Origin of the sequence: Streptomyces fulvorobeus (assembly GCF_013167895.1) — a bacterium.
Classification (GTDB): Bacteria; Actinomycetota; Actinomycetes; order Streptomycetales; family Streptomycetaceae; genus Streptomyces; species Streptomyces fulvorobeus.
The window spans coordinates 2046564-2061148 of sequence record NZ_BLWC01000001.1 but is presented as its reverse complement, the minus strand read 5'-3'; the positions used below and the strand labels follow the sequence as shown (position 1 = coordinate 2061148).

Sequence of the window (14585 nt, the reverse complement as noted above, 5' to 3'; positions counted from 1 at the left end):
TGCGCCCATGTAAGGCCCGGACCTTGGTCCGGGCCTTACGCGTACCGGGGAGGAGGCGCGGGGGAGGGCGGGTAGCGGGCCGTGTCGGTGGTCCTCCGTAGACTGGGCCCGTGACCGAGCAGCCCGACCCCAGCGACAACAGCTTCGACGAGATCGTCGACGCCGAGACCCGGCGCGACCCCGACCTGGCGGTGATCGAGGCCGGGAGCCGCACACTGCGCACCCACACGGGACCGCCGCAGGACGCCGGGGTTCCCGCCCGTCCCACCGACCCGGAGACCGACAAGGCACTGCGCGCCGTCGAGCGGGAGCTCGCCGGCCGGTGGGGCGAGACCAAACTCGAACCCTCGGTGACGCGCATCGCGGCGCTGATGGACGTGCTCGGTGACCCGCAGCGCGCCTACCCCTCCATCCACATCACCGGGACCAACGGCAAGACCAGTACGGCCCGCATGATCGAGGCCCTCCTGAACGCCTTCGACCTGCGCACCGGCCGCTACACCTCGCCGCACGTCCAGTCGATCACCGAGCGGATCAGCCTGGACGGCGCCCCGATCGAGGCCGAGCGCTTCGTCGAGACGTACGAGGACATCAAGGCGTACGTCGACATGGTCGACGCCCAGCAGGAGATCCGGCTGTCGTTCTTCGAGGTGCTGACGGGCATGGCGTACGCGGCCTTCGCCGACGCGCCGGTGGACGTCGCGGTCGTCGAGGTCGGCATGGGCGGCACCTGGGACGCGACCAACGTCATCGACGCCGCGGTCGCGGTCGTCACCCCCATCTCGCTGGACCACACGGACCGCCTCGGCAACACGCCCGGGGAGATCGCGGGGGAGAAGGCCGGCGTCATCAAGCAGGGCGCGACGGTCATCCTCGCGCAGCAGCCCGTGGACGCCGCCCAGGTGATGCTGAAGAAGGCCGTCGAGGTGGACGCCACCGTGGCCCGGGAGGGCATGGAGTTCGGCATCGTCTCCCGGGAGATCGCGGTGGGTGGCCAGTTCCTCACCCTGCGGGGGCTCGGCGGGGAGTACGACGGCATCTTCCTCCCGCTGTACGGCGCCCACCAGGCCCACAACGCGGCGGTGGCGCTCTCCGCCGTCGAGGCGTTCTTCGGCATCGGTGCCGAGCAGAGCGGTTCGCTCGGCATCGAGGCGGTCCGCAAGGCGTTCGCCTCCGTCGCCTCGCCCGGCCGGCTCGAAGTCGTGCGCAGCAGCCCCACCGTCGTCCTGGACGCGGCCCACAACCCGGCGGGCGCGCGAGCCGCCGCGGCCGGGCTGTCGGAGGCGTTCAGCTTCTCCCGGCTCATCGGTGTCGTCGGCACGAGCGGGGACAAGGACGTACGGGGGCTCCTCGAAGCCTTCGAGCCGATCTTCGCCGAGGTCGTCGTCACGCAGAACTCCAGCGGGCGCGCGATGGACGCGGACGAGCTTGCCACCATCGCCGTCGAGGTCTTCGGCAACGACCGCGTACAGGTCGAGCCGCGCCTCGACGACGCGCTGGAGGCGGCGATCACGCTCGCCGAGGAAGAGGACGAGTTCGCGGGAGCGGGTGTGCTCGTGACCGGTTCCGTGATCACGGTCGGCGAGGCCCGGCTGCTTCTGGGAAAGGGCTGACCTGTGCGTATGCTCTGCGCGTCGACGCTGATCGGCGAGTTCTTCGTCATCGGCTTCGCCGGTCTCGTGGCCATGAAGTCCGACGGCCTGTCGACGGCCGCGGTGTGGACGGTCTGCGGCGTCGGGATGCTGCTGTCCCTCGTCCTGTGCGGTCTGATCACCCGTCCGGGCGGCATCCAGCTGGGCTGGGCGCTCCAGGCCGCTCTGGTGCTGAGCGGTTTCGTCGTTCCGATGATGTTCGTCCTCGGGCTGGCCTTCGGCGGCCTGTGGTGGGCGTCCGTACATTACGGGCGCAAGATCGACGAGGCCAAGGCCAGATGGGCGGCTCAGGAGGCCGCGCGGACACCGGCCGCGGGCTGAGCTCCACCGTGCCGTCGCGCGGCGGCACCGTGCGCAAACCCGGCCGTGGGTCCGTTCGGGCAGCCCTGTAATCTCGCCTCACCGCACCCGTATGCCTGCAAGGAGCCGTCCATGACTCAGCGCACCCTCGTCCTTCTCAAGCCCGACGCCGTCCGGCGTGGGCTGATCGGCGAGATCGTCGGCCGCATCGAGCGCAAGGCCGGCTGGCAGATCACCGCGCTGGAGCTGCGCACGCTCGACCAGGAGACGCTGGAGCAGCACTACGGCGAGCACAAGGGCCGTCCGTTCTACGAGCCGCTCGTCGCATTCATGGCATCTGGCCCTGTCGTCGCTCTTGTGGCCGAAGGTGAGCGGGTCATCGAGGGAGTCCGCGCCCTCGCGGGTCCGACCGACCCGATCGCCGCCGCGCCCGGATCGATCCGTGGTGATTTCGGCACGATCACCAGGGAGAACCTCATCCACGCCTCGGACTCCGAGGAGTCCGCCGAACGGGAACTGAAGCTGTTCTTCCCCGGACTTTCCTGACTCCGGATCAGCCAAACAGCGCTCATGACCTGGGGCGACCGAAGTAATTCGGTCGCCCTTCCGCTTAGGCTCTGGGAGTGCGGGAACCCATCCTCCCGACGTATCGTCACCATGAGTGGAACGGACACCCGTTCCGCCCACAATGGCGCAGGACCGTCGCGCTGTGTCCGTGCATACGGCACTACGATGGAAGCTTCCACGCCCACAGCGCCCACCCTCGCCTACCAAAACAAGCCAATCGCTTCAATTGGGAAGGCCCGACGCATCCTCATGGGGAACAAGGGGAACTCAATGTCGTTCATCGGCCGTGACATGGCTATCGACCTCGGGACTGCCAACACGCTGGTGTACGTCAGGGGGCGCGGCATCGTTCTGAACGAGCCGTCCGTCGTGGCCATCAACACCAACACGGGTGGCATTCTCGCGGTCGGTTCCGAGGCCAAGAAGATGATCGGCCGCACTCCGGGCAACATCGTCGCCGTGCGGCCACTGAAGGACGGCGTGATCGCCGACTTCGAGATCACGGAGCGGATGCTCCGCTACTTCATCCTCAAGATCCACAAGCGCCGCTATCTGGCCCGCCCCGCGTCGTCGTCTGTGTGCCCTCCGGCATCACAGGGGTCGAGCGACGCGCCGTCATCGAGGCATCGACGCAGGCCGGCGCGCGTCAGGTGCACATCATCGAGGAGCCCATGGCGGCGGCCATCGGCGCGGGACTGCCGGTCCACGAGGCCACTGGGAACATGGTCGTCGACATCGGTGGCGGCACCACCGAGGTCGCGGTGATCTCGCTCGGCGGAATCGTCACTGCCCAGTCGATCCGGGTCGCCGGTGACGAGCTGGACAACGCGATCATCCAGCACATCAAGAAGGAGTACTCGCTCCTCCTCGGTGAGCGGACCGCCGAACAGATCAAGATCACGATCGGCTCCGCGTACGACCTGGACAAAGACGAGCACACCGAGATCCGGGGCCGCGACCTCGTGTCCGGGCTCCCCAAGACGGTCGTCATCTCGGCCGCCGAGGTCCGCAAGGCCATCGAGGAGCCGGTCAACGCGATCGTCGACGCGGTGAAGACGACCCTCGACAAGTGCCCGCCGGAGCTCTCGGGCGACGTGATGGACCGGGGCATCGTCCTGACCGGCGGCGGCGCGCTGCTGCGCGGCCTGGACGAGCGGCTGCGCCGGGAGACCGGCATGCCGATCCACATCGCCGAGGACCCGCTGGACTCCGTGGCGCTCGGTTCCGGCAAGTGCGTCGAGGAGTTCGAGGCGCTCCAGCAGGTACTGGACGCCCAGCCGCGCAGGTGAGTGATCCTCCGCCCGGCCCTCACCCCCTCCGGGGTGCCGGGACGGGCGGACGCTGCCGCCCGGTGGCGAAGACCGTTGATATCCAGGCACGAACATTCCGACGAGGAAGGCACGGCCGCCGCACGTGAGGGACACACGAGAGAGCCGGCTGCTCCTGGTGCTGCTGATCGCCAGCGCGTTCGCACTGATCACGGTGGACATCCGTGGCGGCGAGGAGTCGCCGGTCGACGGCGCCCGGCAGGCCGCCGCGACGGTCTTCGGACCGGTCGAGAACGGCGTGGCGGCGGCGGTGGACCCGGTGGGCAACGCCATAGGAGCCGTACGGGACTCCGGCGACCGGCACGACCGGATCGCTGCTCTCGAACACGAGAACGCGGCGCTGAAGGCGAAGCTCGGCAGCGACGACCGCAACCGCAGCCGGGTCCGTCAGCTCGACGCGATGATGAAGAACGCGGGTGCCGGGCAGTACGGCATCAAGGCCGCCGAGGTCATCGCCATAGGAGCGGCCCAGGGCTTCTCCTGGACGATCACCATCGACGCGGGTGCCAACGACGGACTCAAGCGCGACATGACCGTACTGAACGGTGAGGGGCTGGTCGGCCGGGTCACCACGGTCGGACCCGACGCCGCGACCGTCCTGCTCGCCAACGACCCCGACTTCACCGTGGGCACCCGGATGGAGAAGACCGACGAGCTCGGCTTCGCCACCGGCCAGGGCTCCAGGCCGCTCTCGGTCCAGTTCCTCAACGGCAAGGCGAAGGTGAGGAACGGCGACCGCCTCGTCACCTTCGGCTCCAGCAAGGACAAGCCGTTCGTGCCCGGAGTCCCGGTGGGTGAAGTGGTCCGGGTGGACCCGTCCGGCGGCGCCCTCACCCGGACGGTCTACGTGAGGCCGTACGTCGGCTTCACCAAGCTCGACATCGTCGGCGTCGTCGTCCAGGCACCGCGCGAGGACCCCCGCGACATGGTCCTGCCCAAGCAGCCCAAGAAGCCCGAGAAGCCGAAGCCCACACCGACCGTCACGGTCACCCTCCAGCCCAACGGCGACCTCGTGGACGACAGCGGAAAGGTCGTCGGGAACGTCGACGAGACCGGGAAGCCCGTGGAGGACGGCGCCGCCGACCCGCAGGGGGACGCCGACCCGCAGGGGAACACCGGCACCGCCGACCCGCCTGGCGACGCCGATCCCGCCGATCCCTCCGATCCCGCCGGCAACGCCGCAACCGACCAGGAGTAGAGCTGATCCCCATGCGCCTCAACCGGACTCTGCTCTCCGCCGCCCTGGTCGTGTTCGCCCTCGTCGTCCAGGTCTCCGTACTCGCCCGGCTCCAGCTCCCCGGCGCCGTCCCCGACCTGCTGCTGCTCGTCGTGGTCGCGCTCGCCCTCGTCTACGGCCACGTCAGCGGAGCCCTCATCGGCTTCGGCGCGGGCCTCCTCGCCGACCTGGCGCCCCCCGCCGACCACGCCGCCGGGCGCTACGCCCTGGTGCTCTGTGTCATCGGCTACCTGGTGGGCCTGGCCAGGCCGGAGAACGGGCAGCTCAAGTCGGCGTTCGTCCCGATGGCCGTCGTCGTCGCCGCGGCCGTCGGCTCCACCCTGCTGTACGCGGGCGTCGGCGCCCTCGTCGGTGACACGGCCGCCCGCCATGTGGGCCTGGGCAGTCTGCTGTTCACCGCGGCGCTCTACGATCTGCTCCTCGCGCCGTTCACCGTGCCGCTCATCATGGCGCTCGCCAGACGTACCGACAACGATCCGCTCTCCGAGAGTTCGAGCGGCGACGTCGCCGCGGGCTGGCTGGCCTCGGGCACGGGACTGCGCATCGGCAGCCAACGCGGCGGACTGCGCGTCAGGGCCGCCCGTAACCGCGCCGCACGCGCGGGAAGGATCAAGGGGGTCAAGCGACTGTGAGGCCGCACCAGTACCCGAACCGCACCGGGGGCGCCGCATGAGCAACATTCCCGAGACCGGACGGACCCAGCGGGTCCAGATCCGCCTCATCGTCATTCAGGTCCTCGTCTTCTCCCTGCTGCTGACGCTCGGCGGGCGCCTCTGGTACATCCAGATCCGCAACGGGCAGGAGTACACGGACGAGGCGAAGAACAACCACGTGCAGCAGGTCGTCCAGCCCGCCGTGCGAGGCGCCATCCTGGACGCGCGCGGCGTCCCCCTCGCCGACAACGAGACCCGTCTCGTCGTCTCCGCCAGCCGCACCGAGCTGATGAAGATGAAGGACGACGGCGACGCCGTACTCACCCGGCTGGCCGAGGTCCTGGACATGCAGCCAAGGGAGGTCCTCGACAAGGTCCGCCTCTGCGACTCCAAGACCCCGCAGCCCTGCTGGAACGGCTCGCCCTACCAGCCCATCCCGGTGACGGACGAGGCCACCACGCAGCAGGCCCTCCAGATCCGCGAGCGCGCCGAGGACTTCCCCGGCATCACCGCCGAGCCCACCGCCGTACGCCGCTACCCGGCCCCCGGCAAGGCCAACACCGCGCAGGTCCTCGGCTACCTCTCGCCGGTCACCGACGAGGAGCTCACCAAGGCGCAGAACACCGACTCCCCGTACCTGCGCTCCGACCAGGTCGGCCGCTCCGGCCTGGAGCGCACGTACGACAAGGAACTGCGCGGCAAGGCCGGTGTCACCCGCTACGAGGTCGACAACCTGGGCCGGGTCATCGGGCAGGCCGAGAACGACAAGGCCGAGCCCGGCGCGAGTGTCGTCACCTCCATCGACGCCCGGGTCCAGGCCGTCGCCGAGTACGAGCTGAACCAGGCCATGGAGATCGCCCGCAAGGAGATGGACCGCAACACCAACCAGCGCTACAAGGCCGACTCCGGCGCCGTCGTCGTCATGGAGACCAAGACCGGCCGCATCGTCTCCATGGCCTCCCTGCCCACCTACGACCCCAACGCCTGGGTCGGTGGCATCTCCGGCAAGGACTACGCCGACCTCACCGGGAAGAAGTCCAACTTCCCCCTCCTGAACCGGGCCATCCAGGGGCAGGCCGCCCCCGGATCGATCTTCAAGGTCGTCTCCACGACCGCCGCGGTCAACGCCGGATACGACTTCGACGGCAACTACCCCTGCCCCAGCTCGTACTCCATCGGCGGCCAGGTCTTCAAGAACTTCGAGTCCCAGGGCTACGGCAGCATCAGCCTCGGCCGCGCCCTGGAAGTCTCCTGCGACACCGTCTACTACGGCCTCGCCCACAAGGAGTGGCACCGGGACGGCGGCATCCGGCCGAAGAAGAAGACCAACGACTGGTTCTACCGGACGGCCCACCAGTTCGGCCTCGGCAAGGAGACCGGCATCGACCTCCCCAACGAGGTCACCGGCCGCGTCCCCGACCGCCAGTGGAAGGAGAACTTCTTCCGGGCGAACAAGGAGGGCTGGTGCAAGCAGGGCAAGAAGAACGGCACGTACGTCGAGATGATCGCGTACGAGAACTGCCTCGAAGGCGACAGGATGCGCGCCGGTGACTCCGTCAACTACTCGATCGGCCAGGGTGACACGCTCGTCACCCCGATCCAGATGGCGACGATCTACGCGGCCATCTCCAACGGCGGCACGCTCTACAACCCGACCGTCGGCAAGGCCATCGTCAGCGGCGACGGCAGGACCGTCCGCGAGATCCAGCCGAAGGCGCACGGAAAGCTCCCCTTCGAGGGAGACACGCGCGACAAGATAGACGAAGCCCTCGCGGGTGTCGCGACCCGGGGCAGCGCCGCCTGGCGATTCGGCGGCTGGCCCCAGGACAAGATCCCGATGCACGCCAAGACGGGCACGGCCGAGGTCTACGGCAAGCAGACGACCTCCTGGTTCGCCACGTACACCGAGGACTACTCGATCGTCATGACGATCTCCCAGGGCGGTACGGGATCCGGCGCTTCCGGGCCCGCCGTGCGCAACATCTACAACGCGCTCTACGGTCTCGACGCGGCGGGCAAGCAGAACCTGAAGAAGGCCCTCCTGCCCAAGCCGCAGAAGGCCCTGCCCCGGATTCAGCCCGACGGTTCGATCGACGCGCCGAAGATCAAGCCGTACGACCCCGCGTCGCAGAAGCCCGTCGAAGTGGTAGGGCAGGCACTCGCCGGAGCCCCGGGAAGGCGCGACTGATGGCCGGCTTCTCCGTCTCCCGGTACGCTCCGGAACAGTCCTCCTGGGCCAGGCTCACCGCTCGCGACTCGGTCGTACGGCGGCTCGACTGGCCGCTGCTCAGCTCCTCGCTCGCCCTCTCCCTCATCGGCTCGCTGCTGGTGTGGTCGGCGACCCGCAACCGCGACACGCTCACCCACGGCGACCCGTACTACTTCCTGTTCCGGCACATCCTCAACACCGGCATCGGCGTCGCCCTGATGATCGGGACGATCTGGCTCGGCCACCGCACCCTGCGCGGCGCCGTCCCGGTCCTGTACGGCCTCTCGGTCCTTCTCGTCCTGGCCGTGCTCACCCCGATCGGCGCCACCGTGAACGGCGCCCACGCCTGGATCATCATCGGCGGCGGCTTCTCCCTCCAGCCCTCCGAGTTCACCAAGATCACGATCATCCTCGGCATGGCGATGCTGCTCGCCGCCCGGGTCGACGCGGGCGACCAGCTCCACCCCGACCACTGGACCGTCGCCAAGTCGCTCGGCCTGGCGATCGTCCCGATAGCGGTCGTCATGCTGATGCCGGACCTCGGCTCGGTCATGGTCATGGCGGTCATCGTCCTCGGTGTGCTCCTCGCCTCGGGCGCGTCCAACCGCTGGGTCTTCGGACTGCTCGGCGCGGGCACCGTGGGCGCCGTCTCGGTCTGGCAGCTCGGGCTCCTCGACGACTACCAGATCGCCCGGTTCGCGGCCTTCGCCAACCCCGCACTCGACCCGGCGGGCGTCGGCTACAACACCAACCAGGCCCGCATCGCGGTCGGCTCGGGCGGCCTCACGGGCACCGGTCTCTTCAAGGGCTCGCAGACCACCGGCCAGTTCGTCCCCGAGCAGCAGACCGACTTCGTCTTCACCGTCGCCGGCGAGGAACTGGGCTTCCTCGGCGCCGGGCTGGTCATCTTCCTGCTCGGCGTCGTCCTGTGGCGTGCCTGCCGGATCGCCCGGGAGACCACCGAGCTGTACGGCACGATCGTCGCCGCCGGGATCATCGCCTGGTTCGCCTTCCAGTCCTTCGAGAACATCGGGATGACGCTCGGCATCATGCCCGTCGCCGGGCTTCCCCTGCCGTTCGTCTCGTACGGAGGATCGTCGATGTTCGCCGTCTGGGTGGCGATCGGGCTGCTCCAGTCGATCCGGGTCCAGCGGCCCATAACGGCCTGATCCACGGCCGATCGGCCGACGCCCCCTGCCCGTGCGCGCGCAACCCGTCTAGATTCGTTACATGACGGACTCGAAGCGCGAAATCGAGCGTAAGTACGAAGCGACTCCGGATACCCGGCTGCCCGACCTGACCAGGGTGGCCGGGGTCTCCGCCGTCACCCACCACGGCGTCACCCAGCTCGACGCGGTCTACTACGACACCGCGGACCTCCGGCTGGCCGCCTCCTCACTCACCCTTCGGCGCAGGACCGGCGGAGGCGACGAGGGCTGGCACCTCAAACTCCCGGTCGCCCCCGGCGTCCGCGACGAGATCGGCGCCCCGCTCGCCGACACCCTGCCGCCCGGCCTCGCGGAGCTGCTCCGCTCCCGGGTCAGGCACGCCGGCCTGGCCCCCGTCGTCCGGCTGCTCACCACCCGTGACGTCCACCACCTCGCCGACGCGGACGGCACCTTCCTGGCCGAGGTCAGCGTCGACGAGGTCCTCGCCGAACGGCTCACCGGGAAGGGCCGCGGGGCCACCGCCGGGTGGACCGAGATCGAGGTCGAACTCGCGGACGACGGCGACCCGGCCTTCCTGGACGCCGTCGAGAAGCGGCTGCGCAAGGCCGGCGTCCGGCCCGCCGCGTCCGCCTCGAAGCTGGCCAGGGCTCTTAACGAGACCGAACCCGGGAAGGAGGGCCGCCCGGCGAAGCGGCCGAAGAGGGAGCGCGAGCGGCGGCCCCCGACCGCCGGCGACCACGTCCTCGCCTACGTACGCGCCCAGATCGAGGCCGTCATCGCCTACGACCCCGCCGTACGCCGCGACCTGCCCGACTCCGTGCACCAGATGCGCGTCGCCACCCGCCGGCTGCGCAGCGCCTTCAAGACGTACCGGAAGATCCTCGACCGCGAGGTCACCGACCCCCTCGGCGCGGAACTGAAGTGGCTGGCGGCCGAACTCGGCGTCGAACGCGACAGGGAGGTCCTGGGGGCCCGCCTCGACGCCCGAACCGCCGATCTGCCCCGCACCCTGCTCCTCGGCCCCGTCGAAGCCAGGCTGCGCGTCTGGTCGGTGGTCAGGAGCGCCGGCTCGGAACGCCGCGTCGCCGCCGTACTCGACAGCGAGCGCTACCTGGCCCTGCTGGACTCCCTGGACGCCCTTCTCGCCGATCCGCCCCTGCTGCCCGCCGCCGCCCGCAAGCCCGCCGAGGTGCTGCCGCACGCCCTGCTGAAGGACTACGGACGCCTGGCCACCCGGGTCACCCACGCCCTGGAACAGCCGCCGGGCCAGGGCCGGGACGTGGCGATGCACGAGGCCCGCAAGGCCGCCAAGCGCGCACGGTACGCGGGGGAGGCGGCGCGGCCGGCGCTCGGCAAGCCCGCCAGGAGGTTCGCCCGACGTATCGAGGCCGTGCAGAAGGTCCTCGGCGACCACCAGGACAGCGTCGTCGCCCGCGACGCCCTGCGGGAGCTGGCGGTCCAGGCGCACGCGGCCGGGGAGACCGCCTTCACCTGGGGACTGCTGTACGGACAGGAGCAGTCGGCCGCCGCCGACAGGGAACGGGAACTGCCGCACGTCTGGGCCCGGGCCTCCCGGCCCGCCGTCCGCTCGGCGCTGAAGGGCTGAGCCCCGGGGTACGCTGGATGGTCATCCCTGCCAGCTCACGAAGGTCCCCAGATGTCTGCCGAGTCGGTCTTCCCACAGCTCGAAGCTCTGCTCCCGCATGTGCAGAAGCCCATCCAGTACGTCGGCGGTGAGCTCAACTCCACCGTCAAGCCGTGGGACGAATGCGACGTCCGCTGGGCCCTGATGTATCCGGACGCGTATGAGGTCGGACTCCCCAACCAGGGCGTCATGATCCTGTACGAGGTACTCAACGAGCGCCAGGGCGTCCTCGCCGAGCGCACGTACAGCGTCTGGCCGGACCTCGAAGCGCTGATGCGCGAGCACGAGGTGCCGCAGTTCACCGTGGACAGCCACCGGCCGGTCGGCGCGTTCGACGTGTTCGGGCTGAGCTTCTCCACCGAGCTCGGCTACACCAACATGCTCACCGCCCTGGACCTCGCGGGCATCCCGCTGGAGTCCAGGGACCGCACCGTCGAGGACCCGATCGTGCTCGCGGGCGGCCACGCGGCCTTCAACCCCGAGCCGATCGCGGAGTTCATCGACTGCGCGGTGATCGGCGACGGCGAGCAGGCGGTCCTGGAGATCACCGAGATCGTCCGCGCGTGGAAGGCCGAAGGCCGCCCCGGCGGCCGCGACGAGGTGCTCTTCCGCCTCTCGAAGACCGGCGGGGTGTACGTGCCCCGCTTCTACGACGTCGAGTACCTCCCGGACGGCCGCATCGGCCGCGTCGTGCCCAACAGGTCGGGCGTGCCGTGGCGGGTGTCCAAGCACACCGTGATGGACCTCGACGAGTGGCCCTACCCCAAGCAGCCCCTCGTGCCCCTCGCCGAGACCGTCCACGAGCGGATGTCCGTCGAGATCTTCCGCGGCTGCACCCGCGGCTGCCGTTTCTGCCAGGCCGGCATGATCACGCGCCCCGTGCGGGAGCGAAGCATCACCGGCATCGGCGAGATGGTCGAGAAGGGCCTCAAGGCGACCGGCTTCGAAGAGGTCGGCCTGCTCTCGCTCTCCTCCGCGGACCACTCGGAGATCGGTGAGATCGCCAAGGGCCTCGCCGACCGGTACACCGAGGACAAGATCGGGCTCTCGCTGCCCTCGACCCGCGTCGACGCGTTCAACGTGGACCTCGCCAACGAGCTGACCCGCAACGGCCGCCGCTCCGGTCTCACGTTCGCCCCCGAGGGCGGCTCCGAGCGCCTGCGCAAGGTCATCAACAAGATGGTCTCGGAGGAGGACCTGATCCGTACGGTCTCCACCGCGTACGGCAACGGCTGGCGCCAGGTGAAGCTGTACTTCATGTGCGGTCTGCCCACCGAGACCGACGAGGACGTCCTCCAGATCGGCGACATGGCGGTCAAGGTGATCGCCAAGGGCCGCGAGGTGTCCGGCCAGAACGACATCCGCTGCACCGTCTCCATCGGCGGCTTCGTCCCCAAGCCGCACACCCCGTTCCAGTGGGCCCCGCAGCTCAGCGCGGAGGAGACCGACGCCCGGCTCAAGAAGCTCCGGGACAAGATCCGCGACGACAAGAAGTACGGCCGCTCGATCGGCTTCCGCTACCACGACGGCAAGCCGGGCATCGTCGAGGGCCTGCTCTCCCGGGGCGACCGCCGGGTCGGCTCCGTCATCCGCGCGGTGTACGAGGCGGGCGGCCGTTTCGACGGCTGGCGCGAGCACTTCAGCTACGACCTGTGGATGAGCAGCGCCGAGAAGACACTGCCCGACCTCGGTGTGGACGTCGACTGGTACACCACCCGGGAGCGGACGTACGAGGAGGTCCTGCCCTGGGACCACCTGGACTCCGGCCTCGACAAGGACTGGCTCTGGGAGGACTGGCAGGACTCGCTCGACGAGACCGAGGTCGAGGACTGCCGCTGGACGCCGTGCTTCGACTGCGGCGTCTGCCCGCAGATGGACACGAGCATCCAGATCGGCCCGACCGGCAGGACGCTGCTGCCGCTCACGGTGGTGAAGTAGCCGCACCGAGAGGCGCCCGGACCGTAGGGTCCGGGCGCCTTCTGCGTGGCACCCATGGACTGCATCGGGTCGGATCGGGGTGATCAAGCCCCCTTGCCCCGCAGGTTCCGACAGAGTGAAGGTCGTGCAACCAGGCGCAACGTGCTCGACAGGGAGGGGCACCACGGCCTTACGGTTCGTCGGTAAAGATCCCTAGTCCGGAGATCACGGATCACCCGCTGTGTGGGTGGACCGGGAATTGAAGGATCTTGTGATCCAGGGGTGGACGGCAGACGAGTAGCCCACGGGCGAGAGCTCGCGAGATGTGCCGATCCCCGGGCACGAGTCGGTGGTCAGGGTTCCGAAGCGGGTGATCCCGCTTCCCAGGGAGGCGCTCCGTGTCGCAGAGTCTGACTGACTTCTCTGAGCTCACCAGGTCGGTGCAGGAGTCAGCCGTGCATCTTGAGATGCGCGACACGTACGGCGTCGAGAGCGAAGGCTTCGCCGCATGGAAGCAAGGGCGCCGGCTCGACCCCGAGGACCGAGCTTCGTGGTGGCGTCCCTGGCTCGACCTCGTTCAGGAGGTCACGGCCAAGGGTGTGGTCAGCCGACGTGCCCGCATCGTCTCGGAGCCCGTCAGCGATTACATCGCCTTCGAGCACTCGGGCACCTTCACGAACGTGGCTGCCGGAGAGCAGATCCGTTGGCTGCCCCGTCGCAACGCCTCGGACCTCGCCCTGCCGGGCAACGATTTCTTGTTGTTCGACGGCCGCCTTGTCCAGTTCAACCTATTCGACGGCGTCGGCCGGTGGGTCCACACGGACCAGACGGAAGACCCTGCCGCAGTTGAGCTGTGCGCGTCGGCGTTCGAAGCGGTGTGGGAGCGAGCCATCCTGCACGAGAACGCCGTCTGATTCCTGACCGGTCAGCTCATGCCTTCCTCCCCACTTTCCAGCGCCCAAGCGGCACGAGCCGCTGTGGCTGCGCGCTTGCAGGGCCTCATGCAAGACGCTGGCCTGTCAGGGCATGAGCTGGCCGCTCGGTGCGGCTGGCACAAGTCCAAGTCATCCCGGATCGCGCGGGGCAAGACGCTACCTTCGGACGCTGACATCCGTGCCTGGTGTGCTGCATGCGAGGCGGACGATCACGCGGCTGATCTGATCGCTTCGTCCCGCAACGCGGAGTTGATGTACGTCGAGTGGAGGCAGATCCACCGCGACGGGATGCGGCGAGTCCATGAGCAGACTGTCCCGCTGTACCAGCGAACCCGCTCCTTCCGCGTGTACGCCTCGAACGTCATGCCGGGGATGCTTCAGACCCCCGGCTACGCGACGGGGCTTCTACGCTCCATCACAGCCTTCCAGGGAACCCCGGACGATGTGGCTGAAGCCGTTAAGGCTCGGACCCAACGGTCTCGCGTGATCCGGGAAGGTGACCATCGGTTCGCCCTGGTGCTCGAAGAGGCGGTTCTCTACTACCGGGTGAGTGACGATGCCGCGATGGCGGCCCAACTGGAACACGTGCTTACGGTGATGGGACAGCCGAACGTATCCCTCGGCATCATCCCCGCACGGGCCCGCCGTACCGTCTGGCCGCTCGAAGCCTTCTACGCCTTCGACGATCAACAGGTGGCGGTGGAGACCCTCACCGCAGAGATCAACCTGACCACGCCCGGCGAGATCCGTACGTACCTCCGGGCCTTCTCCGAGCTGTCCCGGTCCGCTGTGCGCGGAGCCGAAGCACGCGCCCTGATCACGAAGGCTCTCGCTGCCCTCGGGTGAATCCGTGCAACCGCGTGCAACAGCGTGGACCCCTTACGCCCCCGCTCCCTACGGTCTGTTCATCGACCTCGGAAGCGACAGGGAGGGCGCGACGGTGACGACGACGGAACCCACGCGGTGGCAGGAA

11 protein-coding genes and 1 pseudogene are annotated in these 14585 nt (G+C 69.1%); all 12 read left to right on the top strand.

Features of this window, described 5'->3' with window-relative positions; translation table 11 throughout:
• Positions 1 to 110: 110 nt before the first annotated feature.
• The 12 genes and pseudogenes from folC to Sfulv_RS09360 all read left to right on the top strand — a co-directional run bounded on the left by folC (position 111) and on the right by Sfulv_RS09360 (position 14458).
• Positions 111 to 1613: a bifunctional tetrahydrofolate synthase/dihydrofolate synthase gene (folC, locus tag Sfulv_RS09415; protein WP_173313266.1), complete on the top strand. Its 1503-nt coding sequence runs from the start codon at positions 111 to 113 to the stop codon at positions 1611 to 1613.
• Between the two features lie 3 nt (positions 1614 to 1616).
• The gene (locus Sfulv_RS09410) at positions 1617 to 1973 is read left to right on the top strand and encodes a DUF4233 domain-containing protein (RefSeq protein ID WP_173313265.1); all 357 of its coding nucleotides are present in this window, start codon (positions 1617 to 1619) and stop codon (positions 1971 to 1973) included.
• Positions 1974 to 2084: 111 nt separating this feature from the next.
• Complete coding sequence (gene ndk, locus Sfulv_RS09405; protein ID WP_173313264.1) at positions 2085 to 2498, top strand: nucleoside-diphosphate kinase; 414 nt, start codon at positions 2085 to 2087, stop codon at positions 2496 to 2498.
• A 24-nt stretch (positions 2499 to 2522) separates the two neighbouring features.
• Positions 2523 to 3808: pseudogene (locus Sfulv_RS09400) on the top strand (rod shape-determining protein).
• Between the two features lie 124 nt (positions 3809 to 3932).
• Complete coding sequence (gene mreC, locus Sfulv_RS09395) at positions 3933 to 5045, top strand: rod shape-determining protein MreC (RefSeq protein ID WP_256668849.1); 1113 nt, start codon at positions 3933 to 3935, stop codon at positions 5043 to 5045.
• 11 nt (positions 5046 to 5056) lie between these two features.
• Positions 5057 to 5716 (top strand): rod shape-determining protein MreD, encoded by a 660-nt coding sequence (gene mreD, locus Sfulv_RS09390; protein WP_173313263.1) that lies wholly within the window; start codon positions 5057 to 5059, stop codon positions 5714 to 5716.
• Positions 5717 to 5753: 37 nt separating this feature from the next.
• Positions 5754 to 7925, top strand: coding sequence for a penicillin-binding protein 2 (gene mrdA / locus Sfulv_RS09385; RefSeq protein ID WP_173313262.1), 2172 nt, complete (start codon positions 5754 to 5756; stop codon positions 7923 to 7925).
• A complete protein-coding gene (gene rodA / locus Sfulv_RS09380) occupies positions 7925 to 9115 on the top strand; it encodes a rod shape-determining protein RodA (RefSeq protein WP_173313261.1) in 1191 nt (396 codons plus the stop codon). Before mrdA ends, rodA begins: the two co-directional genes overlap by 1 nt.
• A 61-nt stretch (positions 9116 to 9176) precedes the next feature.
• Entirely contained in the window at positions 9177 to 10721 is a 1545-nt protein-coding gene (locus tag Sfulv_RS09375; protein ID WP_173313260.1) for a CYTH and CHAD domain-containing protein, read from the top strand.
• Positions 10722 to 10772: 51 nt separating this feature from the next.
• A complete protein-coding gene (locus Sfulv_RS09370) occupies positions 10773 to 12698 on the top strand; it encodes a TIGR03960 family B12-binding radical SAM protein (protein ID WP_173313259.1) in 1926 nt (641 codons plus the stop codon).
• A 377-nt stretch (positions 12699 to 13075) separates the two neighbouring features.
• The gene (locus Sfulv_RS09365) at positions 13076 to 13591 is read left to right on the top strand and encodes a DUF6879 family protein (protein WP_173313258.1); all 516 of its coding nucleotides are present in this window, start codon (positions 13076 to 13078) and stop codon (positions 13589 to 13591) included.
• Between the two features lie 18 nt (positions 13592 to 13609).
• Positions 13610 to 14458 carry a helix-turn-helix domain-containing protein gene (locus tag Sfulv_RS09360; protein WP_173313257.1) on the top strand — a complete coding sequence of 283 codons (849 nt, stop codon included), beginning with the start codon at positions 13610 to 13612 and terminating at the stop codon, positions 14456 to 14458.
• The last annotated feature ends 127 nt before the right edge of the window (positions 14459 to 14585 follow it).